The following is a 24,429-nucleotide window of genomic DNA, read 5'->3' as shown; positions in this document are numbered from 1 at the left end:
GTCAGACGAGGTAGACAGCGACACCCACCACTCCGATCCAGGCAATCGCGAGAAGTTGGAGCACGCGGTCGCCCAGCGCGATCTCCTCGGGCTCCCCGGCCTCGCCGCCGTCGACGTCGACGGCGTAACGCAGGATCGCGATCGTGAACGGCACCATGGAGATGGCGTACCAGTTGGTGCCCTTCAGGTCGTCCTGCTGGAACGCCCACAGCCCGTAGCAGAGCACGACCGCGGTGGCGCTCAGCGTCCAGACGAACCGCAGGTACGTCGTGGTGTAGTTCTCGAGGGACTTGCGGATCTTCGCGCCGGTGCGCTCGGCGAGCTGCAGTTCGGCGTACCGCTTACCGGCCGCCATGAACAGCGAACCGAATGCCATGACCAGCAGGAACCACTGCGACAGTGCGATCTCGGCGGCCACACCACCGGCGATGGCGCGCAGCAGGAACCCGGACGAGACGATGCAGATGTCGAGGACGGCCTGGTGTTTGAGGCCGAAGCAGTACGCCAGCTGGATGCCGATGTAGACGGCCATCACGACCGCCAGCTGCCAGTTGGCGAGGAACGACAGGGCGATCGAGCCGCCGAGCAGCACGACCGCCATCGCGAACGCCAGGTTGACGGGCAGCACACCGGCCGCGATGGGACGGAATCGCTTGGTGGGGTGCGCACGGTCCGCTTCGACGTCCATCGCGTCGTTGACGAGGTAGATGCCGGACGCTGCCATGCAGAACACCACGAAGGCGAGTGCGACGGGAAGCAGGACGGCGGATTCCGTCGCCGTGCCCGCGGCGACGGGAGCTGCGAGGACCAGGACGTTCTTGACCCACTGACGCGGGCGGACGGCCTTGACGATGCCAGCCGCCAGGGATGTCGGGGGTCCGGTGACGACGGCCGGTTCCTCGCTCATTTTTCTCCAAACTTCTGCTCGGCCTTCAGCACCGCGACCGCGGAGGCGGCCCCCAGGGCAGATCCGGCGAGCACATCGGTCGGGTAGTGCACTCCCAGAACGAGCCGGGAAAGCAGCATCGGCGGTACCAACAACGCAGGCAAGGGTAGCCCGGTGAGTCGGCCGAGCAGCACCGCAGCCGCTGTGGTGGATGTCGCATGCGAGGACGGGAAGCTCAATTTGCTGGGCGTCGACACGTTGACCTGGATCGACGGGTCGTTCGGCCGCGGGCGGCGGACGATGCGTTTGATCACGATCGAGGCCGCATGGGCACCGACGGCGCCCACGGCGACGCCCGCCCACTGCCGGCGGCGGGGCTTGTCGAGCGCCGCGCCGATGCCGGCGACGGCCACCCACCCGAGGGCGTGCTCACCGAAGTGGGACATGCCCCGCGCGGTCGAGACGACGCCGGGCCTGCTCGCGATCGTCGACTGGACGGTCTGCAGGATCTGGATCTCACTGGATGCCGAAGACACGTTCCCACCTCTCCTTGCTGGTCAGGGCAGGAACGGCGTCCTGGTACTCGCGCTTGAGTTCGGGGAATCGCTGGGCCAGTTCGCGGCGCAGCCGGATCGCTTCCTTCAGCAGCGCGAGCGCCAGCTTGGGGTTGCGCTTGCGGTAGACGACTCCGCGCCCGTCCGCGGTGGTGACGGTGACACCGTCCACCTGGGACAGCAGGAACCAGCGCGCGTCGATGGTGGGCACGTTGAGCTGGGGACGCTCGTGGTGCTGCTCGTGCGCGGGCTTGACGTTGTGGACCAGGCCCTTACCGAGTCGGACGATCTTCGCGAGCGGGTTCGTCGGCAGGCCGACCGCGCCGACTTCCTCACCGGAGGGCATCGGCAGGCTCGTCGACGACGGCAGGACGACGGCGTCCGGGTACTCCTTGCGCATCGCGTGGACGTTGCCGAGCGCGGTGGGGAGCAGTTCGAAGATGTGCTCGGGACCCTGCAGGAAGTCGGCGATGGCCTGGTTCTGGATCGCGACCGTCGAGTATTCGAGGCACAGCAGGTGCTTGATCGTGGCCTTGACCGTGTTGATCACGAGGCCGCGGCCGTTCCCGGGCATGTGCAGGGACGCGACGACGAGACGGTTCCGCAGGTGGAAGTACGCCTGCCAGTCGATGGCGTCGTCCTTGTCGCTCCACGCCATGTGCCAGATCGCGGCACCGGGCATGGTGACGGTCGGGTAGCCGGCGGCGCGGGCCCGCAGACCGTATTCGGCGTCGTCCCATTTGATGAACAGCGGCAGCGGCTGACCGAGTTCCTCGGCGGCCTGCCGGGGGATCATGCACATCCACCAGCCGTTGTAGTCGACGTCGATGCGGCGGTGCAGTAGGCGGGAGTTCTCGCGGTCGCTCAGCGGGTAGCGGGAGAAGTCGTGGTCGTACTCGACGTTCGGGGCGGCCGTCCACATGAAGATGCTGCGGTCGACGACCTCGCCCATCGAGTGCAGGTGGCTGCGCTCCTGGAGGTTCAGCATCTGCCCGCCGACGAGCATCGGCGACTTCGCGAACCGGGACATGGCGAGCGCGCGGAGGATCGAGTCGGGCTCGATCTCGATGTCGTCGTCCATGAACAGGATGTGCTGGCAGTCGGTGGTCTTCAGCGCCTCGTACATGATCCGGCTGTAGCCGCCGGACCCGCCGAGGTTCGCCTGGTCGTGCATCGCCAGCCGGTCGCCGAGCGCCTCCGCGGCCTCCGCGAAGCCGGGCTCGTCCTTGACCTTGCGGGTGCCCTGGTCCGGGATGATGACGGCCTTGACGACATCCATGACGAGCTCGTCGGACGCCAGCGCCGTCAGCGCCTTGACGCAGTCGGTGGGCCGGTTGAACGTGGGGATGCCGACGGCGACGGTGGCCTCACCGGGGGCGTCGACCGGCGCGTACCAGCCTGCGCTCTCCAGCACGACCTCGGTGTCGCTGGTGATGTCGAACCAGATCCAGCCGCCGTCCTCGAACGGCGCCAGCTCGATCTCGAACTCGAGGGCGGCGTCGCCGTCCTGGAACTCGCGGCCCTCGACGTGGATGCGCGAGGAATCGGCCTTCGACCGGTACACGTCGATGCGGCAGTGCCCCGACAGCTCGAGCCGCAGCACCACGGAGTTCAGCGTGCTCCACCGGCGCCAGTAGCTGGCCGGGAACGCGTTGAAGTAGGTGCAGAACGACGCCTCGGACTCGGCGCCGACCGACAGCGACGTCCGCGACAGCGAATGCGCGCGGCGACTGTTGGTCTTCGCTTCCTCCAGGTAGAGGGTGCGGACGTCGAGCGGTTCACCGGCGCGCGGCAGGATCACCCGCTGCAGCAGTGACTTGCCGAGAAGCGGCGCGTCCTCGGTGACCTTCTCCGATTCGAGCAGATGCCGGGCGCTCATTCGGCCTCCCCCACGAGGTCCGCACCGGATTCGAAGTGCGGACGCAGGGAGTTGTCGAACATCGACAGCGCGCTGGCGATCGCCATGTGCATGTCCAGGTACTGGTAGGTGCCGAGACGGCCGCCGAACAGGACCTTGTTCGCGGACATCTCCTCCTTGGCACGGTCGCGGTAGGCGGTGAGCATGGCGCGGTCGTCCGGGGTGTTGATCGGGTAGTACGGCTCGTCCTTGCTCTCCGCGAACCGGGAGAACTCCCGCATGATGACCGTCTTGTCCTTCGGGTAGTCCCGCTCCGGGTGGAAGTGGCGGAACTCGTGGATCCGGGTGAAGGGCACGTCGGCGTCGTTGTAGTTCATGACCGGTGTTCCCTGGAAGTCACCCGTCTCCAGCACCTCGGTCTCGAAGTCGAGGGTGCGCCAGCCCAGCTCGCCCTCGGAGTAGTCGAAGTAGCGGTCGAGGGGGCCCGTGTAGACGACGGGGGCGTCGGGGCTCTCCGCGCGCAGGTCGTCGCGGACGTCGAACCAGTCGGTCTCGAGCCGGACCTCGATCTTCGGGTCCTTCGCCATGTTCTCGAGCCACGCGGTGTAGCCGTCGACGGGCAGGCCCTCGTACGTGTCGTTGAAGTAGCGGTTGTCGAACGTGTACCGCACCGGCAGGCGGGTGATGTTGCCCGCCGGCAGATTCTTCGGATCCGTCTGCCACTGCTTGGCGGTGTAGTCGCGCACGAACGCCTCGTACAGCGGCCGCCCGATCAGGGAGATCGCCTTCTCCTCCAGGTTCGACGCCTCCTTGGAGTCGATCTCGGAGGATTGGTCGGCGATCAGCTTCCGCGCCTCGTCCGGGGTGAAGTAGCGCCCGAAGAACTGCGACACCAGACCCAGGCCCATCGGGAACTGGTACGCCTGGCCCTTGTGCAGCGCGAACACGCGGTGCTGGTAGTTCGTGAATTCGGTGAACTGGGTGACGTAGTCCCACACCCTCTTGTTCGAGGTGTGGAACAGGTGCGCTCCGTACTTGTGGATCTCGATGCCGGTCTCGGGTTCGGCCTCCGAATAGGCGTTTCCGCCCAGGTGATGACGACGGTCGAGCACCAGCACACGCTTACCCAGCTGTGTTGCTGCACGCTCGGCGACGGTCAGTCCGAAAAATCCGGAGCCGACGACGATGAGGTCGTACCGGCCAGGGGCGGTTGTCTCTGGGGTTGCAGCGGTCACGATGAACCAGGGTAAGCGACTCCGCGACCTGTGCGCGGCCAAGGGGTGCAGGGACCCCTTCGGCACGCACGAGGAGTTCTCCCTGTATTCACCGGTTCTGCAGACCTCGTTGTTCGCGTCGACGCGGCGATCGCGCTTCATGAGCGGGTGCGCATCGTCCAGCTGGCGAACTTCTACGGACCGCGGTCGGGCGGGCTCCGCACCGCCCTCCACAACTGGGGTCAGGGGTACGTCGAACGCGGACACGAGGTGATCCTCGTCGTCCCAGGTCAGCGGGACTGTGAGGAGCTGCTGCCGAGTGGGGTCCTGCGGATCACCCGGTCCGCTCCGACCATCCCCTGGACCGGGGGTTATCGCGTCGTCGATCCGCGCAGGGTGGCCGACGTCGTCACCGGGCTCGGACCGGACGTCCTGGAGGTGTCCGACCGGCTGACGCTGCGCGGTTTCGGGGGCTGGGCCCGCGCCCGCGGGGTGCGCAGTGTCGTCGTGTCACACGAGCGCCTCGACCGGCTGCTCGGCCAGTTCGCTCCCCGGCGCGTGGCCCGCGGCTGGGCCGACGTCGCGAACCGCCGGATGGCACGCAACTACGACGCCGTGGTCTGCACGACGGACTTCGCGAGCGAGGAGTTCACCCGGATCGGGGCCCCCAACCTGCACCGGGTCCCGCTCGGTGTCGACCTCGCGATGTTCCACCCCGGCAAACACGACCAGGAGATGCGCGACTCCTTCGCCGATCCGGCGCAGCGTTTCCTTCTGCACTGCGGCCGGTTGTCGGTGGAGAAGCAGGTGGAACGGAGCATCGACGCCGTCCGGCTGTTGCGGCGGCAGGGGCACGACGCCCGGCTGGTCATCGCAGGCGACGGCCCCCGGCGGGAGGCGCTTCAGTACCGGGCCCGGGGGCTTCCCGTGCACTTCACCGGGTTCATCAGCGACAAGGGCCGCCTGGCGTCGCTGTTCGCGTCGGCGGACGTATCGCTGGCGCCCGGACCGCACGAGACGTTCTGCCTGTCGGCGCTCGAGTCGCTGGCGGCGGGCACGCCGGTGGTCGCGTCACAGTCTTCGGCTCTCGCCGAGATCATCACACCCGGCTGCGGCGCCCTGGCCCGGGACCGGGGCCCGGCGTTCGCCGACGCGGTGAGCGGCATCCTCGAGATCCCCTCCCGCACCCGCCGGGCGTCGGCCCGGCGGCGGGCCGAGGACTTCGGCTGGGCCGAGTCGGTCGACGGGATGCTCGCCGTGCTCGAGGGGGCCGCTCCGCTGTCTTCCGTTTAGCTGCCGCCGGTCGGCAGCCACTCGCGGAGCACGCTGGCGTCGATCACCTGCGCCCCCAGTTTCTTCGTCCAGATGATGGTGCCGTTGGTGAACATCCGGAACTTCCCGGCCTCCGACGGCAGCATCATCTCGGGACCGATCGGCGCGCCGAGTGTGCTGTTGACGCCGCCGAGTTCCTTGTACTTCTCGGTGATCGGCGAACCCTCGGTGGTGCCGACGGTGTCCTCGTCCTCGCCGGCGGAGGCGAGGATGGACGGGTCGGGTTCGCCGGGGGCGGCAGGCGGAGCCGGGACAGCGAGTCCGTCACCGAGGGTGAACCAGTCGGACTTGAGCTTCAGCTTCGCCCTCGCCTCGGCGCCGGTCGCCTCGGCGGTCCCCGACGTTCCGACGACCTTCACACCGGTGACGCGTCCGCCGTCGACCCCGAAGTTGTTGCGGGTGACCACCTCGAACGATTCGAGCTCGCCGACGTTGAACGCGGACGCGATGTCGCCCGCGGTGAGGGTCACCACCCAGTCGTGGTTCGGCGACACGGTGTCGCCCTGGTCCTCGATGGCCGGGAACTCGCCGCCGGCGGTGTATCCGCCTGTGGACGAGGAGAATTCGGCAGCGACCGGCTTGTTGTCCTTCGTCAGGATCATGCCCTTGGTGGAACGGACGGCGTCCGTGGTCCGCGGGTCCTCCTTCGAGGAACCGCCGTAGACCTGGCAGCTCTGGGTGTCGCAGGTCTTCGCGTACTCTTCCCGGTTCTCGGCGGCGGCATAGGAGCGGGCCGCGACGGCCTGCGCCCGAAGCGCCTCGGCCCCACCGGTGTCGGCCCAGCCCGCCTTCGCCTCGGCAGGCACCACACCCAGCAGGTAGTCGTCCATGTCGACGACGTTGACGGTGCGCACGGCGGCGCCGTCGAGCGCGACCCCGAGGGCGCCGCGGTAGGGGGTGTCACCGGCGCACAGCTTGAGGTGTTCGTTCGCGGGACGGTCCGGGGCGAGGTCGACCGGGTCGACCCACGGGTGGTCGGTGGCGTCCTGCCACAGGACGTCGCCGGCACATCCGCGGGTGACGACGACGTTGGCGCCGCCGTCCGCGGTCGGCGTCAGGTGGACGGCCTCGCCCGGCCCGACGGGCTTGCCGGCGACGACGGCGCCGGCGTCGGAGTAGACGTCGAGCGGCTGGTCGTCACGCGCCTGCAGCCGGACGCTGATCTGCGCGTCGGCGAGGGTGCCGAGTGTGGTGCCGCCGTAGTAGTGGCCGAGGATGCGCTCGGCCGCCCACCCCTGATCCTTCGCGTACCCGTAGGCGCCCCACTGGCCCATCCCGCGCCCGTGGCCGTTGCCGTGCCCGGACAGCGTGAACGGCGTGTCGGAGGCGACGGTTTCCCGGACGTCCTGGCCGGAGGAGCGCACCTGCACGACCACGCCGGTGACGGCGCCGACGACGAGGACGGGTGCGATGCCGAGCGCCGACGCGCGCAGAAGTCTGGCCCTGAACCCGCGCGGGGCGGGAGGGCCCGCGATGTACCGCCTCCTGCGAGTCCAGGCAGGTCTACCTGCACGAACCCCGAATTCGGTCTTCGCCATCACTGCACTCCTCATCGCTGAACAACGAGCGCTGAGACGGGGCGTGCACCTCGTCTCAGCGGGTCCGAGAAATTCGGGATAAAGTCTCAATGTAAGGTTGAGCGTTATGGACCTGTGTGACTAGTGTGGCAAGAGTGATTGGAGTTAGCAACAACAGTCTCTTCCGTCACACAAGCATCACGAGTTGCAGACACGCGAGGTCGCTCGCAGGAAACTACAACTGAGGAGAGTCCCCCTTGCCGCACCGTCGACCGAAGCCCTCGATCGTCCTCGGGGCTGTCGCCGCGCTGGCTGTCGCAAGTCCCGTTGCGGTCTACGGCATCAGTAGCGCACCCTCGGACGTCCGATCCACGAACGAAACCTCCAACTCCGCCGTGTCCACCGAGATCGCGCAGGTAGTGCTGTCGCAGATCCCCGACATCGTGATCCCGCTGAAGGAACTGACCGGGCTGAACCTGCCGGACGTCAACATCGGCGACCTCCGGAACCTGAAGATCCCGCCGTACCTCCACATCCCCAGCAACGTGCAACTCCCCGGCGGAATCCAGATCCCGAGCCTGCAGATCCCGCTGAAAATCCCCGCCCCGGGCGACGTCTCCGACCCCGCGATCCTGCCCCCGGCCGATCAGCAGCCCGGCGCGATCGTCAAGGAACTGTCCCGCGACACCCCGTTCAGCATGGTGGCGCTCACGTCCGAAACCCTCGCGTCCGCGGAGTCGAAGGTCCGTGCGCTGCAGGCCGACGGAACGTGGGGACAGTGGGTCTCCCCCGACATGATCGACACCCGTCGCACCGACAAGACCGCGTCGGACGGCACGGTCGCCACCGAACCCGTCTACGTCGGGCTGACGAAGGCGATCCAGATCCTCACACCCACCTCCGCACCCGCCCAGGCGGGCGCACCCGCACCCGCACCGGACGCGGTTCCCGCACCCGAGGCACCCGCTCCCGCACCGGCGCCCGCCGCCGGCGGGGCCGCGCCGCTCGGGTACACCCCCGCCGCCGTCAACACGCCGCTGCGACAGCAGCCGGCACGAGCGGGCGCCGACGACGTCACCGCCGTGCTCATCGAACCGGGCAGCGGCCCCGGCGACGCCACGCTCAGCGACATCGCGAGCCCGCTCGACAGCGGCGGCCCCAAGGTCATCAGCCGACAGCAGTGGGGCGCGGACGAGTCCATCCGCTGCCAGGACCCCGACTACGACGACTTCATCGGCGGTGCAACCGTGCACCACACCGCGGGCGCCAACGACTACTCGAAGGCCGAATCGGCCGAGATCGTCCGGGCGATCTACGCGTACCACGCGCAGACGCTCGGCTGGTGCGACATCGGCTACAACGCGCTGGTCGACAAATACGGCCAGATCTTCGAGGGCCGCGCAGGCGGTCTCGACCGTCCCGTCCAGGGCGCACACGCGGGCGGGTTCAACGAGAACACCACCGGCGTCGCGATGATGGGAGACTTCTCGTCCGAGGATCCGCCGCAGGCCACGCTCGACGCCGTCGGCAAGTTCCTCGGCTGGAAGCTCGGCAAGGCCGGACTCGACCCGCTCGGCGAGACGACGATGTACTCCGAGGGCACCGAGTTCACCCCGTACGCGGAGGGTGAGGCCGTCGACCTGCCGGTGATCTTCGCGCACCGCGATGTCGGCAACACGTCCTGCCCGGGCGACGCGGCGTACTCGCACATGGACGAGATCCGGCAGATCGCGGCCGCCAACCTTGGCGGCAACGCGTCGCTGGCCTCGGACGCACACGCGGGTGAGGCTCCGGCGCCGTCCGGCGGTCCGGGCACGGATGCCAGCGGCAGCCTCGGCGCTGGGATCCCCGCCCTGGTCAACGAACTGCTGCGGCTCACCGATCCGTCGCCCGTCGCCCAGAAGTGGGTCGCGGAAGGCGGCGACACCGGCAGGCTCGGCCAGGCCATCACGGGACTATTGCAGGCCAAGGCCGGGAACTCGGGCGCAGAGTTCGCCAACGGCGCCATCTTCACCTCGCCCAACGGCGGCGTGTGGGCGGTCCTCGGCCAGATCTTCAAGACGTGGCAGAGCCTCGGGGCCGACAACGGTGAACTGGGCCTGCCGACCAGTGACGAGTACTCGATCCCGGGCGGTCTGCGCACCGACTTCGAGAACGGCTCGCTGATCTTCAACGAGCTCACCGGCATCGTGACCAAGGTGTTGAAGACGTACAACGACACCTACGCGGAGGCCTACAAGAACGGCGCCCGGGTCGATGCCGCGGCTCCCGTCGCACCGCCCGCGGACCCGGCACAGATTCCGCCGGCCCCCGCCGAGCCCGCTCCGGCACCTGCACCTGCACCTGCACCTGCACCCGAACCGGCTCCCGCGCCCGCTCCCGTCGAGCCGGCACCGGTTCCGGCCGGCTGACCGGGTTACCCCCTCTCGGGCGCTGGTGGTCTCAGGACCACCAGCGCTCGAGTACTTTCGCGACCCCGTCGTCCCAGTTGGTGGCCGTCACCTCGTCGGCGGCGGCCTTGGCGTCGGGATGCGCGTTCTCGACGGCGACACCGCGGCCCGCGAGGTTCAGCATCGGGATGTCGTTGGGCATGTCGCCGAACGCCACGATCTGCGACGCCGTCACGCCGAGCCGTTCCGCGACCAGCGCGAGCCCGGACGCCTTCGTGATGCCCGCCGCCGACAGTTCGATCAGCCCGTTGTCGGTGGAGAACGTGACGTCGGCGCGGCGCCCGATGTGCGGCGCCAGCGCGTCGACCATCGCCTGACTGGACATTTCCGGCACCCGGATCAGCAACTTCACCGCGGGGGCCGCGACGACCTCGTTCTCGGACATCTCGGTGTTGTCGGGGTTGAGCCAGGCGTGCTGGTAGCCGGGCGAGCTGACGAACTGCGGCGTGGCGGCGTCGTGGGCGCTGACCCCGACCCGCTCGGCCGCGAGACCGGCGCCGGGCAGCACGTCGAGCGCGATCGCCGACAGCCAGGTGAGGGTGTCCACGTCCAGGGTCGCGGCGCTGAGCACGCGGTCGCTGTCGCTGTCGTAGATGACGGCGCCGTTCGCGCAGACGGCGAGCGGCGCGTAGCCGAGGCCCTCGACCACGGGATGGATCCAGCGCGGGGGCCTGCCGGTGGCCAGCACGAAGGGTGTCCCCGACGCGACGACCGACGCGACGGCGTCCCGGGTGCGGGCGCTGATGCGCTCGTCCTCCCCGATCAGGGTGCCGTCGACATCGGACGCTACAAGGCTCGGTCGGTCTGGGCTCACCCAGCCATTCTGCCTGCCGGGCCCGCGACGCCACCGGGCGGCCGTTACCGGGACCGGCGTTCCTCCGCCTCGCGGCGGTCCAGCTCGGTGGCTTCCTCGATGGTCGGCGCACTGCCACCGAGACGTCGGGGCACCCAGTACGCGCCCGCCGGATGGTCGAATCCGTCCTGCACCCGGCGCAGGATCGCGCCCATCTCCGCGTGCAGGGTCTCGGTGAGGGCGTCCGCCGGTTCGCGCGGCTCGATCGGCCGTCCCACCTCGACGGTCACCGGGAAGCGGTGCCGTCCAAGTTGTCTCGGCCGGCCTTTGGTGGCGATCCGCTGAGCACCCCACACGATGACGGGCACGATCGGCACCCCGGCATCGATCGCCATGCGCGCCGCACCCGACTTCAGTTCCTTGATCTCGAAGCTCCGGCTGATGGTCGCCTCCGGGTACACCCCCACCAGTTCGCCCTCGCGCAGCCGCTCCACCGCGGTGAGGTAGGCGCCCGCTCCCGCGGTCCGGTCGACCGGGATCACCCCGCATCCGCGCATCAGGAACGCCATCACCTTGTTGTTCGCGAGTTCGGCCTTGGCCATGATCCGCAGTTTGCGGTCCACCGCACCGACCGCGAGTGCCAGCTGGACGAAGTCCAGGTACCCGGTGTGATTGACCGCGAGCACCGCACCGCCCTCGGCGGGGATGTTGTCGAGGCCGACTCGCGTCATCCTCAGCCCCTGGAACAGGGACAACGCCCTGGCCGTCGACTCGACAGCCGCGTAGACCGGCTCCACCGCCACCGTCTCTAGCTACCGGTCTCCCGGGACCGGCGGGCCTGCGCCTTCGCCTCGGCGTCGGCGGCGTCCATCTTGTTCGCCTCGTCGAGCGTCGGCGCACTGCCACCGAGTCGCGCGGGCACCCAGTACTCCCCTGCCGGGTGGTCGTACCCCTGCTGAAGGTCCGCGAGCATCGCGGTCATGGTGGTGTGCAGCTTCTCGGTCAGCTCGGACGCCGGCTCGAACGGCTGGATCGGCTCACCGACGGCAATCGAGATGGGAGTGTTCGTGCGGCCCAGCCGCTTCGGGAACCCCTTGGTCCACACCCGCTGTGCGCCCCAGATGACCACCGGGACGATCGGCACATTCGCCTCGATCGCCATCCGCGCGGCACCCGACTTGAATTCCTTGATCTCGAAGCTCCGGCTGATGGTGGCCTCCGGATAGACGCCCACCAGTTCGCCGCGACGCAGGAAGTCGACGGCCGCCTTGTACGAATCCGAGCCGGCGGCCCGGTCGACCGGAATGTGCTTGAGCGCGCGCATGATCGGGCCCGAAATCTTGTTGTCGAACACTTCCTTCTTCGCCATGAAGCGGACGTACCGCTTCACCCTGCGGGCCGGAAGTCCGGCGTAGGTGAAGTCCATGTAGCCGGTGTGATTGATCGCGATCACCGCCCCACCCGTCGCCGGAATGTGCTGATCACCCTTCACCGTGAACTTCAGCCCCTCGAGGGCGAATACGGTGCGGGCGATGCCGATGACGGTTCGGTAGACGGGTTCCACAATCGGCTAGCGTAGCCGGGTATCCGCGATCTGGCCCGCCGTCGGGGACGGACATTCGGTGGGGAGTCGACAGAAAGGGCGCGCTGGACATGGGTGGCACGGGCAGGAGGGCGCTCATCGCGCCGGTCGTCGCGGTGATCCTCGGGGCGGGGGCGGCGTGCGATTCGCAGTCCGGCATCCCGACGGAGGAGCCCCCGGCCGACGCTGTGTCCGCGCCCACCTCCGCGGCCGAGCCCACGACCACCACACCGCCTGCCCCCGTGCCGCAGGTGGTCGTCGGTGAGGTGCCCGGCAACCCCGCGGCGGTGGACGCGGTCAGAGCCTGGGCCACCGACCTGGTCACCCGGCCCGCCGCCGTCCCCGCGAAATGCTGGACGCTGCCGCCCGCGCAGGCCGCCGACCAGTACGCCGACGCGTCCGCGATCCTCGGGGCGCTCGCGCAACCCGGCCTCGACGGGCAGTTCGCGGTGTCGTGGACGGGCGGCGGGACCACGGTGTCCGTCAAACGCAGCGAGATCGCGTCCGGCTACGCCTGCCCCCACGTCCACCCCGCCGGGACCGTCGACTTCTACACCCCCGCCGACGCCGAGTACGCCGTCACCCGGTTCCTGTCGCGGGAGTCCGGCGCGCCGGTGAACCGGGCGGACACCGAGACCGCCTACCCGCTGATCTGCCCCGGCCTGAGCCCATGGGACCCGGCGGGCACGGGCGCAGGCGGCCGTCCGCCGCTCCGGCTCGACCCCGACGTCCTGGCCGGGACCACCGCGTTCGCCGCCGACGCGATGACCGCCACACCCGTCCGCGGTGACTACCTGGACGTGTCCGTTCCGGTCACCGACGTGTCCGGTGTGACCGTCACCAAGCAGGTCACGCTGTCCATCGGACCCGACGGATATTGCCTGGGCGAAGTGACCTGACCGCACGTGAGTGGCACGGTGTGCTGGAGCGCGCATTGTCACTCACCTGGGGGGAACGCCTACCCTGGAACAGTCGCTCAGCTCCCAGGAGGCATACCAGTGCAGGTCACCAGCGTCGGACACGCCGGATTCCACATCCAGACCGAGGCAGGCTCGATCCTGTGCGACCCGTGGGTCAACCCCGCGTACTTCGGGTCCTGGTTCCCGTTTCCGGACAACACGCAGCTCGACTGGGACACCCTCGGCAACTGCGACTACCTGTACGTGTCGCACCTGCACAAGGACCACTTCGACCCGGAGAACCTGGCCAAGCACGTCGACAAGGACGCGACCGTGCTGCTCCCCGACTATCCGGTGCCGGACCTCAGGCGTGAGCTCGAGGCGCTGGGCTTCCACAAATTCTTCGAGACCGAGGACTCCGTCAAGCACAAGGTCACCGGGCCCAAAGGTGACTTGGACATCATGATCATCGCGCTGCGCGCGCCCGCCGACGGTCCGATCGGCGACTCGGGTCTCGTGGTGTCCGATGGCGAGACCACCTGTTTCAACATGAACGACGCCCGGCCCGTCGACATGGACGTCCTGCACGACGAGTTCGGCAAGATCGATATCCACCTGCTGCAGTACTCGGGCGCCATCTGGTACCCGATGGTCTACGACATTCCGACCAAGACGAAGGCCAACTTCGGCAAGCAGAAGCGTCAGCGCGGCATGGACCGCTGTCGCAGCTACATCGAGCAGGTCGCGGCCACGTGGGTGGTGCCGTCCGCGGGGCCGCCCGTGTTCCTCGACGACGCGCTGCGCTACCTGAACGACGACCGGGGTGACGAGGGCAACATCTTCCCCGACCAGATCACGTTCCTCGAGCAGATGCGGATCCACGGCAACGACGGCGGGATCCTGATGATCCCGGGGTCCACCGCGGACATGAAGGGTGCCGAGCTGACGCTCACGCACCCGATCCCGGACGCCGAGGTCGACAAGATCTTCTCCGATAAGGCCGCATACATCGAGGACATGGCGCAGCGCTTGGCACCGGTCCTCGCCGCCGAGAAGGCCACGTGGGCCCCCGCCGAGGGTGAGCCGCTGCTCGAGGCGCTGAAGGCGAAGTTCGAGCCGATCATGAAGCAGTCCGACCTGATCTGCGACGGCATCGGCTACCCCGTCGGCCTGGTGATGGGCGACGAGACCGTCGTCCTCGACTTCCCGGCGCGCACCGTCCGCCCGCGCGGCGAGAAGGACGGCAAGTACCGGTACGGCTTCCGCATCGCCCCCGAACTGGTGCGCACGGTGCTGCGCGACGACGAGCCCGACTGGGTGAACACCATCTTCCTGTCCACCCGCTTCGAGGCGTGGCGCGTCGGCGGGTACAACGAATTCCTCTACACGTTCTTCAAGTGCCTCACCGACGAGCGCATCGCGTACGCCGACGGCTGGTTCGCCGAGGCCCACGACGACTCCGCGTCGATCGAACTCGGCGGTTACGAGATCCAGCGGCGCTGCCCGCACCTGAAGGCCGACCTGTCGAAGTTCGGCGTCGTCGACGGCACCAACCTCACCTGCAACCTGCACGGCTGGCAGTGGGACCTCGAGTCGGGGCGCTGCAAGACGTCCAAGGGGCACGAACTGCGGTCCACCAAGCTCTGACCCCGGCGGGTGAATGTACCCTTCGGCGCATCTGAGGCGTCGAAGGGTACGTTCAGCCGACGGTCGGCGGCTGATCGACGAGCTGGGCCATGTAGAGCTGGTCGCCCATCTTGTCCATCAACTCGATCTGCGTCTCGAGGTAGTCGATGTGATCCTCTTCTTCCTTGAGGATCCCCTCGAGCAGTTTCGCCGACGTGGCATCGCCCTTCTCGCGGCACATCTGGATGCCCGGACGCAGGCGCTCGACGACCTCGACTTCGATGGAGAGGTCGGAGTGGAACTGCTCGCGCAGGTCCTGCCCGATGCGCAGCGGCAGCAGCTTCTGGTAGTTCGGAAGCGCTTCGAGGAACAGGATCCGGTCGGTGAGGATCTCGGCGTGAGTCATCTCCTCGATGGACTCCGCCCGGGTCTTGTCCGCAAGTTTGGTGAATCCCCAATTGGCTTGCATCTTCGAGTGCAGGAAGTACTGGTTGATCGCGGTCAGCTCACTGGTCAACTGTTCGTTGAGAAGAGCAATGATCTCGTCGTCGCCACGCATGACTTCTCCGTTCGCCCCGGTTGTGGCGAACGTACCACTGGCGATTCCACTGTGTGGCGAATCGCGGGATTCAGTTGTGCTGCAGTTTTGTCACGCGGCCGTGCTACCGACGACCGTCCGCTCGCCCAGAATCTCCTTCAACCGATCTACGCACGTTCCACATCCCCAGCCGGCACCGCATCGCTCACCGATCGCATCCGCGCTGTCGGCCCCGGCGGCACAGTGCTCGTGCACTTCGTCTTCCGTTACGGCCTTGCAGATGCACACGAACATGTGGAGCTCCTCACCAACCAACTGGATTAGGTAAGGGTTACATCATTCTCGCGATCGCGCAAGGGTAGCCTTCCCAAAATCTCGGTGTGGCGCATCACGGTTTCAAAACATCCGTCCCGACGAACGGCACGAGCGCCTCGGGCACCCGCACGGTGCCGTCGGACTGCTGGTGGTTCTCCAGGATGGCGACGATCCACCGGGTGGTGGCGAGGGTGCCGTTGAGGGTTGCGGCCGTCTGCGGCTTCCCGTTCTCGTCGCGGTACCGCACGCCGAGGCGACGAGCCTGGAACGTCGTGCAGTTGGACGTCGACGTGAGCTCGCGGTACGCCTGCTGCGTCGGCACCCAGGCCTCGCAGTCGAACTTGCGAGCCGCCGACGACCCCAGGTCGCCGCCGGCCACGTCGATCACGCGGTACGGCACGTCGATGGCGGCGAGCATGTCGCGCTCCCACGCGAGCAGGCGCTGGTGCTCGGCGTCGGCGTCCTCGGGCTTGCAGTAGGTGAACATCTCCACCTTGTCGAACTGATGCACCCGGATGATGCCGCGGGTGTCCTTGCCGTAACTGCCTGCCTCGCGGCGGAAGCACGTCGACCAGCCGGCGTACCGCTTGGGGCCGTCGGCGAGGTCGAGGATCTCCCCCGAGTGGTACCCGGCCAGCGGGACCTCGGACGTGCCGACGAGGTAGAGGTCGTCGTCGGCGAGGTGGTAGATCTCGTCCGCGTGGGCGCCGAGGAACCCGGTTCCCGCCATGATCTCCGGCCGCACCAGCACCGGCGGGATCATCATCTGGAAGCCGTTGGCCATCGCCTTCTGCGCGGCCAGCTGCAGCATTCCCAGCTGCAGCATGGCGCCGAAGCCGGTGAGGAAGTAGAAGCGGGCGCCCGAGACCTTGGCCCCGCGCTCCATGTCGATCAGCCCCAGCGACTCACCCAGCTCGAGGTGGTCCTTGGGTTCGAAGTCGAACGCCGGAATCTCCCCGACCGTCTCGAGTGTGACGAAGTCGTCCTCACCGCCGGCGGGGGCGCCGTCCTGGACGACGTTGGAGATCGCCCGGTGCGCGGCGTCGAGCGCGGCCTGCGCCTCGTGCTGCTCGGCCTCGGCCTGCTTCACCTTGGCCGCGAGTTCCTTGGATCCCTCGAGCAGCGCCGGACGCTCCTCCGGGGACGCCTGACCGACCTTCTTCCCGAACGCCTTCTGCTCGGCACGCAGGTTGTCGCCGGCGAGAACGGCGGCGCGACGGGACGCGTCGGCCTCGAGCAACGCGTCGACCAGGGCGGGATCTTCGCCACGGGTGCGCTGCGACTCGCGGACGGCGTCGGGGTTCTCGCGGAGGAACTTCAGGTCAATCACGGCTTCAAACCCTACCGGGCGCCGCCGAGCGGCTCACTCCGGTTTCGGTTCCAGCAGGGTCAGGAGGTCCTCGCGGCCGAACATCCGGGCGGCGTCGACGGCGGTCGGATGGCCCGCGGTGGCGTCGGCACCACCGGCGACGAGCGCTCGCACCACGGCGTCCTCGCCCTTGAACAGCGCCCCTGCCAGCGGAGACTGCCCCTTGTCGTTGAGCCGGTCGACGTCGGCCCCGCGGTCGATCAGAACCTGAACGGCCTCGGCGTGACCGTGGTAGGCGGCCAGCATCACCAGCGTGTCGCCATTCTGATTGGCGAGGTTCACCGGGACGCCCGCGTCGAGGTACGTGGCGAGGGACACGGCGTCGCCGGATCGTGCCGTATCGAACACGCGCCCGGCGAGCTCCTGCAGTTCGGGATCCACCGGCTCGGCGGAGCGCTGAGAGTCGTCGCTCATGGTTGTCGAAGTTACCCCGGGTTCGAGCCGATTGCGGGAGTTGTTCTGCTTCCTCGATCGGAACGGGCATTATGGAAATCGATGTCCTCAGATCAGTCGAACGGCGCCGACCCCCAGCCGCAGAATGCCGGGCAACCGGAGAAGGCTCCCCGCAGCATGTCCGCGACCACGACGCGTCGCGCGCTCGCGGCCGTCGCGGCAGGTGCCGTGGTGGCGGCGATTGCCACGGTCGCGATCGCCGGCGGTTTCAACCGGAGCGAGAACCTCCCCACGCACTCGACGAGTGCCGGACCGCAGGCGACGGGTTCGGCGGAGGGCGACGCGTTCTCTTCGGCGACGGCAGGCGACTGCCTCGACTGGACGCCGTCGAACGACCCCCAGGAAGACCGGAAGGACGTCGCGAAGGTCGACTGTGCGGACGAGCACCGGTTCGAGGTGGCGGCGCCGCTGGATCTCAGCGTGTATCCCGGCGCCGAGTTCGGTCCCGGTTCGCGTTACCCGGGTGCGTTGCGGTTCGCCGCACTGCGGGACGAGCACTGCGTGCCCGCCGTCCACTCCTATCTCGGCGCAAAGTTCGATCCGTACGGCAAGTTCAGTGTGGGCTTGATGTTCCCCAGCGAGTCCGGTTGGGCCGCGGGCGAACGCACCCTGCGGTGCGGCCTCCAATTCTCCAGCACGGCAGGAACGTTGCTGCCGTTCACCGGGAAGGTGGCCGAGCAGGACCAATCCAACATCTGGGACCCGGGCACCTGCATCGGCATCAACCAGAACGTGCCGACCGATCCCGTCGACTGCGCGCAACCCCATGCCTTCGAAGTGATCTCCGTCGTCGACCTGGCCACCCAGTTCCCGTCGTCGATGCCGTCCGTCGAGGATCAGGACAAGTATCTCGAAGGCGTGTGCACGCAGGCCGCCAACGAATACCTCGGTTCCGCAGACGCGCTGCGGAACAAGACGCTCACGCTGTTCTGGGACAACCTGGAACTCGACAGCTGGCTCGCAGGCAGCAGACGGGTGAACTGCTCGGTGGGTAAGGAGACCGACGCAGGCGGCTTCTCGACCATCACCGGTTCGGCAAAGGGTGAGATCCTCATCAACGGCGCCGCGCCCGTGCCTCCGCCACCGGTCCCGGAGGGCAGGTCGATGCCGACGCCGCTCCCCGGCGCGGCCCCACCCCCCGGGAACTGATGTGGCGGTGAGCATGACGCCCGACCGATTCGAGGAATTGGTGGGCGACGCACTCGATCTGATTCCACCCCAGCTCGCGGCAGCGATCGACAACGTCGTCGTGCTGGTCGACGACCGCAACGACGAGGACCCGTATCTCCTGGGCCTGTATCACGGGATCGCCCTGACGGAGCGGGACAGTCATTACGGCGGATCGCTGCCCGATACCATTACCGTCTATCGGGACGCCCTCCTCGAAATCTGCAGTTCGGAGGAGGAAGTCGTCCACGAGGTCGCCGTCACCGTGATACACGAGGTTGCGCACTACTTCGGGATAGAAGAAGATCGCTTGCACGAGCTCGGCTGGGGATGAACGGTTTTCCCGAGAAGAATTTCTCGGGATCGGGGGGAACCGAAGAGCGCGGTGCAGCGTCCAAGTGTGTAGGGACAGCTGCACATGCAGTTCGTTTGCCGGGGGGGCAACTGCCTTCCGCCTGCCTAGGTCAAGAAGGAGTTCGACGCACATGCCCGATCTGCACGTCGCACCTGAAGCTCTCGTCGCTGCCGCCGTGGAACTCGACGCGCTCGCCGCGCGTCTCGAGGCAGCGGTCGCTCTCAACTCCGCGGCCATCCGTGTGCTCCCCTCCGGGAGCGAAGAGGTCTCCCTGCACGCCGCCGGTTACTTCAACACCGTCGCGGGCACGTTCACCCCCGCTGTCGCGCAGGGCATTCTCGAGATGCGCGAGACCGCGAACACGCTCCGCACCCAGGCCGCGTTGTATGTCGCGGAGGACGTCGCGCTCGGCGCGACCCTCGCTGCGGGCATGTGACGGCCGGCGCCTCGAAACCACCAGGAGATCAGACATGACCATGGGACTGACAGGTGTCATCTGGTTGCCCCGAGGGGCGACCGTCAACTCGACCACCCTCGTCGCGGGCGCGGGACCGGTGCCGCTGAGCGTGGCGAGCGCGGCGTGGACGGCACTGTCCACCAGCTTCGTCGACGCCAACCTCACGCTGGTGCGTGTGATGGCCGAACTCGCGGCCGGCTGGCAGGGTGTGTCCGCGGCCGCGGCACTCGCGAAGATCACGCCGTTCACGGTGTGGACGGCGGAATGCGCAGAACTCGCCGCGGACACGGCAGCGAAGGCGGGGCTCGAAGCGGGCGCATACACCACCGCCGCGCTCATCATGCCGAGCATCCCCGAGATCGTCGCCGTGAAGACCGCGAAGGCCACCGCGTACACGACGGGTGGTGCGCTCAACGGCACCGCCGCGGCCGCGGAGGCCGCGGACCGTGCGATGGACATCCGCGCGGGGCTCGTGATGGAAGGTTACGAAGCCGCGTCGAACATCCTGGCACTGAAGCGCGCGTACCGGCAGCCCCCGCGGATCGTCACCAAGGCCGATTCGAAGGAGGTCGGGAGTTTCGACGAAATCCCGTCCGACGGTGAATTCGATCCGACACGTGCCGCCGCGGCCGCTCTGATGGCCGCGGGCCAGAACCCGGCCGTCACCACGGCCGCGTCACAGGTCGGCAGCATCGCGGGCACCACCGTCTCCACCGCCACGTCGGCGGCGAGCAACATCGGTGGCGCGGCGCTGTCCGCGGTCACCGGTGGCGGCGCCGCCCCGATGATGGGTGGCGCGCCGATGCTGTCCGGTGGCTCGTACGGCGGAGGTTCCGCGGCGACCAGTGCCGCGGCGGCCCGCACCTCCGTCGGTGGCATCGGCGCCGGCGCGGCAGGCGGGGCGACGCTGCCCGAGGGCTGGGGCAGGACCGACAGCGGCCAGGGGGCACGGCCCGGCGCACCGGCAGCCGCGCCCGGCGGGGTGATCGGAGACGTTCGCGCCGACGTGAACCCGGCCGCGGCAACGCGCGGCGGCACCGGTAGCGGACCGATGTCGGTCGGTCGCGGGGCGGGCGCGGCCGGTTCACAAGACGACGACGAGCGGGAGACCCCCGACTACCTGAAGAACTTCGAGCGCTTCTCGGACGGGCGCACGGTCATTCCCTCGGTCATCGGCGCGAACCCGGACCACCGGGAGTCGGGACGGTGATCGACCTGGGCACCCAGCCGGGCGTACCGACCCTGCCGGCGGTGACCCTGAGCCTCGACGAAATGGATTATCTCGTCGACACGCTCGCGCTCGACGTGCTGCCGGTGGTGCTCGACGCCACCCCGCGGTACGACACGTACGACGCCAGGGACGCCGCGTTCCGCGGCGCCGCCGGCGCCCTCGCCGCCCGGGATCTGCTCCCGGGCGGTGGGGTCCACCCCGAACTCGCCGACCGCCTGCGGGTTCTGGCCCGGCCGCTGTGGGAGATCGCCCTGCGCTGGTACGTCGACGGCAGAATCTCGCGACTGTGCGTCTCCCGGGGCGAGGCACTGTCGGTGCTGGCCCTGCGGGCCGGCGACACGTACGTCGTCCAGGATGCGGGCGCCGACATCTTCGCGCCCGTGATCGGCGCGCTGGGGGCGGTGGAACCGTTGAACGTCGGCGCCGTCAACGCACCCACGGTCCAACTCGGCGAGGCGTTCGATCAGGGCGGGGACGGCAAGTCGCTCGCGGCCGCGCTCGCCGTGCTCGGCGTGCCCGCGGTCGACGCGACGGTTCTGGGCACCGCGATGGCCGGCTGCACCACCTACGCCGAGATCGTCGGAATCGTCTACGGCGACGGGCAATACGATCCGGTCGGCGGGCCCGTCACGGTGTTCGACACGGGGGCCGGGCGCATCGTCGGCACGTCCAGTGTGTCCGCGCACGGCGTGGCGTGGTCGTCTCTCAGCCCCGGCACCCCGCAACGTCTGCGACAGGCGCTGGAGTCGCTGGCCGACCGGCTCCGCTGACCTACACGGGTTGCCGCTTCCACCACGCACCGGTCTCGCGGCGCTCCTTCCAGGTGGTGAATTCGTACCGGTACATGCGCGCACGCACATGTTTCGGCGGCTGATCTGGGAACGGGTTGTACTGCAACAACTTCAGGGTGTCCGGGTCGTTGCGCAGCAGCCGCTCGACGAACCCCCGGAACCACGGTTCGGCGTAGCCGGGCGAGATCGCCGTGAACCAGAGCAACCAGTCGAGCCGCAGGTGATACGGCGCGAATTGGCGCGGCCGCCGGTTGACGTCACCCGGTTTCCCCTTGAAGCCGTACTCCTTCCACTCGGAATGCAGGCCGCGATGAGCGTCGGACGTGCCCTCCACGATCACCTCGTACCGCACCCGGGTGATGCTGCCGAACGCGCCGTACGTGTTGACGAAGTGCCATTTGTTGAACGACGCATTCATGCGCTGGCCGTGGGAGATCAGGTTGCGAATGGGCCAGTAGCTCAACACGACGACGAGCGCGGTCACCGCGATCACCAGCGCAGCGAACGGGACGGGCGCCGAGTCGCTGCCCGCCGGGACGTCGACGGGCAGCACCGTCTCGTACACGCTGTCGGGGATGGCGGACAGACCGAGCACGATGGTCGTCCAGTTCAGCCACGAGAAGTTGCCGCTCGCCACCAGCCACAGCTGGGTGACGATCATGATCGTCGCGGCGACGGCCGCGACCGGTTGCGGCGCGAACAGCCCGAACGGCACCACCAGCTGAGCGAAGTGGTTGCCGAGCACCTCGACCCGGTGCAGCGGCTTCGGCAGCCGGTGGAAGTACCAGCTGAACGGTCCGGGCATGGGCTGGGTTTCGTGGTGGTAGTACAGGCAGGTGAGGTTCTTCCAGCATCGGTCGCCGCGCATCTTGATCAGCCCGGCCCCGAATTCGAGCCGGAACAGCAACCACCTGAGCATCAGCAGCACCAGGATCGGTGGCCCGACCGACGCGTTGCCCAGGAAGATCGCCAGGAAACCTGCCTCTAGCAGCAGCGACTCCCAGCCGAAGCTGTACCAGAGCTGGGAGACGTTGACGATCGAGAGGTACAGCACCCACAGGGCGAACCACACGAGCATGCACACGGCGAGCGGGACGACCTGCGTCAGACCGAGCAGCGCGGCGAGCGACAGTCCGGCGCCGGTCCAGCAGATCCCCTCGAAGAACCGGTCGGAGTAGTGCAGGTGGAAGATACTCGGCGAACGCGTGAACGGGACGGCACGGAGAAACTTCGGGATGGGCAGCATCCCGGTGCTGCCGACGAGCGGCCTGAACTGGTTTCTCGCGGCCAGGAACGCGACGAGGTAGATCGCGGCGAGCCCCTCGGTGACGAGCAGCCGACCGAGCGAATAGTTTTCGCCAACGAACCAATCCAACGCCGTCACTCCTCGAGGACGGTTTCCTCCATCGTCGCGCAACCGCAGGGTGCGCGCAACGACGTCACCCCATCGGATCGTCGGCGCCGGGGATCACCCGGTGCTCGAACGGCGGCTCCACGGTTCCCCAGCGCACGCACTCCCAGCTGCCGCCCGCGAGCGGGGTCAACTCCACCGTCTGGGTGTTGGCCAGGTGATTGTTGGCGGCGAACAGCCCCGGCACCCCGGCCAGTTGTGCTGCCACGAGCCGGATGGCGGCGCCGTGGCTGACCAGCACGACGTCGCCCGAGGCCGCCGGATCGTCGAGGTACTGCTCACGCAGGGAGTCCACGACCGGGACGTACCGGTCGAGGATGTCGTTGGCGGATTCCCCGCCGGGAACCCGGGCGTCCAGTTCGCCGGTGTGCCACAGGTGGAACGTCTTCATGAACAGCTTGTGCGACTCCTCGTCGCTGCGGTCCTCGAGTTCACCGGCCTGCGCCTCGTGCAGTCCTTCCCGCACCTGGACGGCGATGCCCGACGCGAGTTCCACGAACCGCGCCGTCTGCCGGGCGCGCAGTGCCTGCGAGGACACGAGTGCGGCCGTCGTCGCGCGTGCGGCGAGGTCGTTTCCGAGCCGCTCCGCCTGGGAGAGTCCTTCGGGTGTCAGCCGGGCGCCGGGCAGCCTCGTGTCGAGCCTGCGCTCGACGTTCGCCTCGGTCTGCCCGTGCCGGACCAGGATCAGCCTGCCGCTCACGATTCCCTCTCTCCCTGACGGATTCGTTCGATCCAGTCCGCCGCGTCTCCGTCGGACGGCGGGGGCGGGCCGCTCGGGTTGGCGGCGGGCCAGGACCCGAGGAACCGCACGTGCGACTTCCGGTGCAGCGCACGGAACGCCTCGGCGACGAGCGGGTCCTCGATGTGCCCGATGCAGTCGACGAAGAAGCGGTACAGGCCGGGGGTGGTGCGCACCGGGCGTGATTCGATGCGGATGAGATCGATTCCGCGCGTCGCGAACTCGGAGAGCACACCGACGAGGGAGCCGGGGTTGTTGTGGGGTTCGAGGACGGCGGAGGTGCGGTCGCCGCCGGTGCGGGCGGGCACCCGGGTGGGCGCGGTGACCAGAACGAATCGGGTGCGGGCGCTCTTCTCGTCGGCGACCCCGTCGGCGAGGCTGCGCAGCCCGAGCCGTTCGCCGGCGAGGGCGGTGGACACGGCGGCGTCGGCGAGGCCGTTCGCCACGTCCTCGGCGGCGCCGGCGTTGGAGGACGCCGTCTGGAGTTGGGCGCCGGGGCAGTTCTCCTCCAGCCAGATTCGCACCTGACCGGCCGCCACCGGGTACGCCCGCACGGTGCGCACCTGGTCGAGCCGCTCGACGCCCGCCCCGCCGAGGATCGTGAACGCCACGTCGAGTTCGGTCTCGGCCACGATCTGCAGGCGGTCGCCCAGCGCGAGCGAGTCGAGGGTGGGCACCACGGCGCCCTCGACGGAGCTCTCGATGGGAACGACGGCGCCGTCGACGACGCCGTCACGCACCATGGCCAGGGTGGCGGGCGGACTCGTCGCGGCCACCCGCTCCACGGGCCCGTCGAAGGCACCCTCGGCCTCGAGCTGGGCGAGCGCCATCTCCGTGAAGGTTCCCGACGGTCCGAAATACGCGATCTTTGGCACGACTACGAGATTACGCA

At 68.6% G+C, this 24,429-nt stretch carries 24 protein-coding genes; 9 read left to right on the top strand and 15 right to left on the bottom strand.

Annotated features, from left to right (window positions below; genetic code table 11):
- Position 1: 1 nt before the first annotated feature.
- The 4 genes from JWS14_RS22185 to glf are packed head-to-tail and all read right to left on the bottom strand — an operon-like array spanning position 2 to position 4,533.
- Positions 2 to 907: a decaprenyl-phosphate phosphoribosyltransferase gene (locus tag JWS14_RS22185; protein WP_072938605.1), complete on the bottom strand. Its 906-nt coding sequence runs from the start codon at positions 905 to 907 to the stop codon at positions 2 to 4.
- A complete protein-coding gene (locus JWS14_RS22180) occupies positions 904 to 1,422 on the bottom strand; it encodes a phosphatase PAP2 family protein (protein ID WP_012691118.1) in 519 nt (172 codons plus the stop codon). Before JWS14_RS22180 ends, JWS14_RS22185 begins: the two co-directional genes overlap by 4 nt.
- Positions 1,403 to 3,319, bottom strand: coding sequence for a glycosyltransferase (locus JWS14_RS22175; protein WP_072938608.1), 1,917 nt, complete (start codon positions 3,317 to 3,319; stop codon positions 1,403 to 1,405). The genes JWS14_RS22180 and JWS14_RS22175 overlap by 20 nt, the downstream gene beginning before the upstream one ends.
- A complete protein-coding gene (gene glf / locus JWS14_RS22170; protein WP_206014370.1) occupies positions 3,316 to 4,533 on the bottom strand; it encodes a UDP-galactopyranose mutase in 1,218 nt (405 codons plus the stop codon). Before glf ends, JWS14_RS22175 begins: the two co-directional genes overlap by 4 nt.
- A 147-nt stretch (positions 4,534 to 4,680) precedes the next feature.
- Between glf and JWS14_RS22165 the strand changes: the two genes are divergently transcribed.
- Positions 4,681 to 5,805, top strand: a complete 1,125-nt coding sequence (locus JWS14_RS22165; RefSeq protein WP_095862825.1) for a glycosyltransferase — start codon at positions 4,681 to 4,683, stop codon at positions 5,803 to 5,805.
- Here JWS14_RS22165 and JWS14_RS22160 read toward each other — a convergent pair.
- Complete coding sequence (locus JWS14_RS22160) at positions 5,802 to 7,382, bottom strand: SpoIID/LytB domain-containing protein (RefSeq protein ID WP_206014369.1); 1,581 nt, start codon at positions 7,380 to 7,382, stop codon at positions 5,802 to 5,804. The two genes, JWS14_RS22165 and JWS14_RS22160, sit on opposite strands and share 4 nt — an antisense overlap.
- A gap of 236 nt (positions 7,383 to 7,618) precedes the next feature.
- On the opposite strand from JWS14_RS22160, the gene JWS14_RS22155 reads away from it, so the two are divergent.
- Positions 7,619 to 9,772: an N-acetylmuramoyl-L-alanine amidase gene (locus tag JWS14_RS22155; RefSeq protein WP_206014368.1), complete on the top strand. Its 2,154-nt coding sequence runs from the start codon at positions 7,619 to 7,621 to the stop codon at positions 9,770 to 9,772.
- A gap of 31 nt (positions 9,773 to 9,803) precedes the next feature.
- On the opposite strand, the gene JWS14_RS22150 is transcribed toward JWS14_RS22155, so the two are convergent.
- Genes JWS14_RS22150 through JWS14_RS22140 form a run of 3 tightly spaced genes read right to left on the bottom strand, consistent with a single transcriptional unit; the run spans position 9,804 to position 12,168 of the window.
- Positions 9,804 to 10,625, bottom strand: coding sequence for a Cof-type HAD-IIB family hydrolase (locus tag JWS14_RS22150; protein WP_072938619.1), 822 nt, complete (start codon positions 10,623 to 10,625; stop codon positions 9,804 to 9,806).
- A gap of 44 nt (positions 10,626 to 10,669) precedes the next feature.
- Positions 10,670 to 11,401: a lysophospholipid acyltransferase family protein gene (locus tag JWS14_RS22145; RefSeq protein ID WP_095862821.1), complete on the bottom strand. Its 732-nt coding sequence runs from the start codon at positions 11,399 to 11,401 to the stop codon at positions 10,670 to 10,672.
- A gap of 11 nt (positions 11,402 to 11,412) precedes the next feature.
- Complete coding sequence (locus JWS14_RS22140) at positions 11,413 to 12,168, bottom strand: lysophospholipid acyltransferase family protein (RefSeq protein WP_072938622.1); 756 nt, start codon at positions 12,166 to 12,168, stop codon at positions 11,413 to 11,415.
- An 89-nt stretch (positions 12,169 to 12,257) separates the two neighbouring features.
- Here JWS14_RS22140 and JWS14_RS22135 point away from each other — a divergent pair, with 89 nt between their 5' ends.
- On the top strand, positions 12,258 to 13,085 hold the full coding sequence (locus JWS14_RS22135) for a hypothetical protein (RefSeq protein ID WP_206014367.1): 828 nt from the start codon (positions 12,258 to 12,260) through the stop codon (positions 13,083 to 13,085).
- 99 nt (positions 13,086 to 13,184) lie between these two features.
- Positions 13,185 to 14,732 carry a Rieske 2Fe-2S domain-containing protein gene (locus JWS14_RS22130; RefSeq protein ID WP_072938627.1) on the top strand — a complete coding sequence of 516 codons (1,548 nt, stop codon included), beginning with the start codon at positions 13,185 to 13,187 and terminating at the stop codon, positions 14,730 to 14,732.
- Between the two features lie 52 nt (positions 14,733 to 14,784).
- On the opposite strand, the gene bfr is transcribed toward JWS14_RS22130, so the two are convergent.
- From bfr to JWS14_RS22110, 4 genes are all read right to left on the bottom strand, one after another.
- The gene (gene bfr / locus JWS14_RS22125) at positions 14,785 to 15,270 is read right to left on the bottom strand and encodes a bacterioferritin (protein WP_072938629.1); all 486 of its coding nucleotides are present in this window, start codon (positions 15,268 to 15,270) and stop codon (positions 14,785 to 14,787) included.
- 90 nt (positions 15,271 to 15,360) lie between these two features.
- Positions 15,361 to 15,543 carry a (2Fe-2S)-binding protein gene (locus JWS14_RS22120; protein WP_012691106.1) on the bottom strand — a complete coding sequence of 61 codons (183 nt, stop codon included), beginning with the start codon at positions 15,541 to 15,543 and terminating at the stop codon, positions 15,361 to 15,363.
- 94 nt (positions 15,544 to 15,637) lie between these two features.
- Positions 15,638 to 16,894, bottom strand: a complete 1,257-nt coding sequence (gene serS / locus JWS14_RS22115; protein WP_072938633.1) for a serine--tRNA ligase — start codon at positions 16,892 to 16,894, stop codon at positions 15,638 to 15,640.
- 33 nt (positions 16,895 to 16,927) lie between these two features.
- Positions 16,928 to 17,347 (bottom strand): ankyrin repeat domain-containing protein, encoded by a 420-nt coding sequence (locus JWS14_RS22110; RefSeq protein ID WP_072938635.1) that lies wholly within the window; start codon positions 17,345 to 17,347, stop codon positions 16,928 to 16,930.
- Positions 17,348 to 17,428: 81 nt separating this feature from the next.
- Between JWS14_RS22110 and JWS14_RS22105 the strand changes: the two genes are divergently transcribed.
- The 5 genes from JWS14_RS22105 (at position 17,429) to JWS14_RS22085 (ending at position 21,366) form a co-directional block, all read left to right on the top strand.
- Complete coding sequence (locus tag JWS14_RS22105) at positions 17,429 to 18,535, top strand: septum formation family protein (protein WP_206014366.1); 1,107 nt, start codon at positions 17,429 to 17,431, stop codon at positions 18,533 to 18,535.
- Between the two features lies 1 nt (position 18,536).
- Positions 18,537 to 18,887 carry a metallopeptidase family protein gene (locus JWS14_RS22100; RefSeq protein WP_009477115.1) on the top strand — a complete coding sequence of 117 codons (351 nt, stop codon included), beginning with the start codon at positions 18,537 to 18,539 and terminating at the stop codon, positions 18,885 to 18,887.
- A gap of 151 nt (positions 18,888 to 19,038) precedes the next feature.
- Positions 19,039 to 19,344, top strand: coding sequence for a PE family protein (locus JWS14_RS22095; RefSeq protein WP_072938642.1), 306 nt, complete (start codon positions 19,039 to 19,041; stop codon positions 19,342 to 19,344).
- 34 nt (positions 19,345 to 19,378) lie between these two features.
- Positions 19,379 to 20,575 (top strand): PPE family protein, encoded by a 1,197-nt coding sequence (locus JWS14_RS22090; protein ID WP_206014365.1) that lies wholly within the window; start codon positions 19,379 to 19,381, stop codon positions 20,573 to 20,575.
- A complete protein-coding gene (locus JWS14_RS22085) occupies positions 20,572 to 21,366 on the top strand; it encodes an ESX secretion-associated protein EspG (RefSeq protein WP_206014364.1) in 795 nt (264 codons plus the stop codon). Before JWS14_RS22090 ends, JWS14_RS22085 begins: the two co-directional genes overlap by 4 nt.
- 1 nt (position 21,367) lies before the next feature.
- On the opposite strand, the gene JWS14_RS22080 is transcribed toward JWS14_RS22085, so the two are convergent.
- From JWS14_RS22080 to pheA, 3 genes are read right to left on the bottom strand one after another with little or no spacing between them, the layout of a single operon-like run.
- A complete protein-coding gene (locus JWS14_RS22080) occupies positions 21,368 to 22,771 on the bottom strand; it encodes a lipase maturation factor family protein (protein ID WP_072938648.1) in 1,404 nt (467 codons plus the stop codon).
- Between the two features lie 55 nt (positions 22,772 to 22,826).
- Entirely contained in the window at positions 22,827 to 23,498 is a 672-nt protein-coding gene (locus JWS14_RS22075; protein ID WP_072938650.1) for a histidine phosphatase family protein, read from the bottom strand.
- Complete coding sequence (gene pheA / locus JWS14_RS22070) at positions 23,495 to 24,412, bottom strand: prephenate dehydratase (RefSeq protein WP_206014363.1); 918 nt, start codon at positions 24,410 to 24,412, stop codon at positions 23,495 to 23,497. Before pheA ends, JWS14_RS22075 begins: the two co-directional genes overlap by 4 nt.
- Positions 24,413 to 24,429: the final 17 nt, after the last annotated feature.

It is taken from the genome of Rhodococcus koreensis (assembly GCF_017068375.1).
Classification (GTDB): domain Bacteria; phylum Actinomycetota; class Actinomycetes; order Mycobacteriales; family Mycobacteriaceae; genus Rhodococcus_F; species Rhodococcus_F koreensis.
The sequence above is the reverse complement of the archived record's forward strand: the minus strand, read 5'-3'. Positions and strand labels throughout refer to the sequence as shown.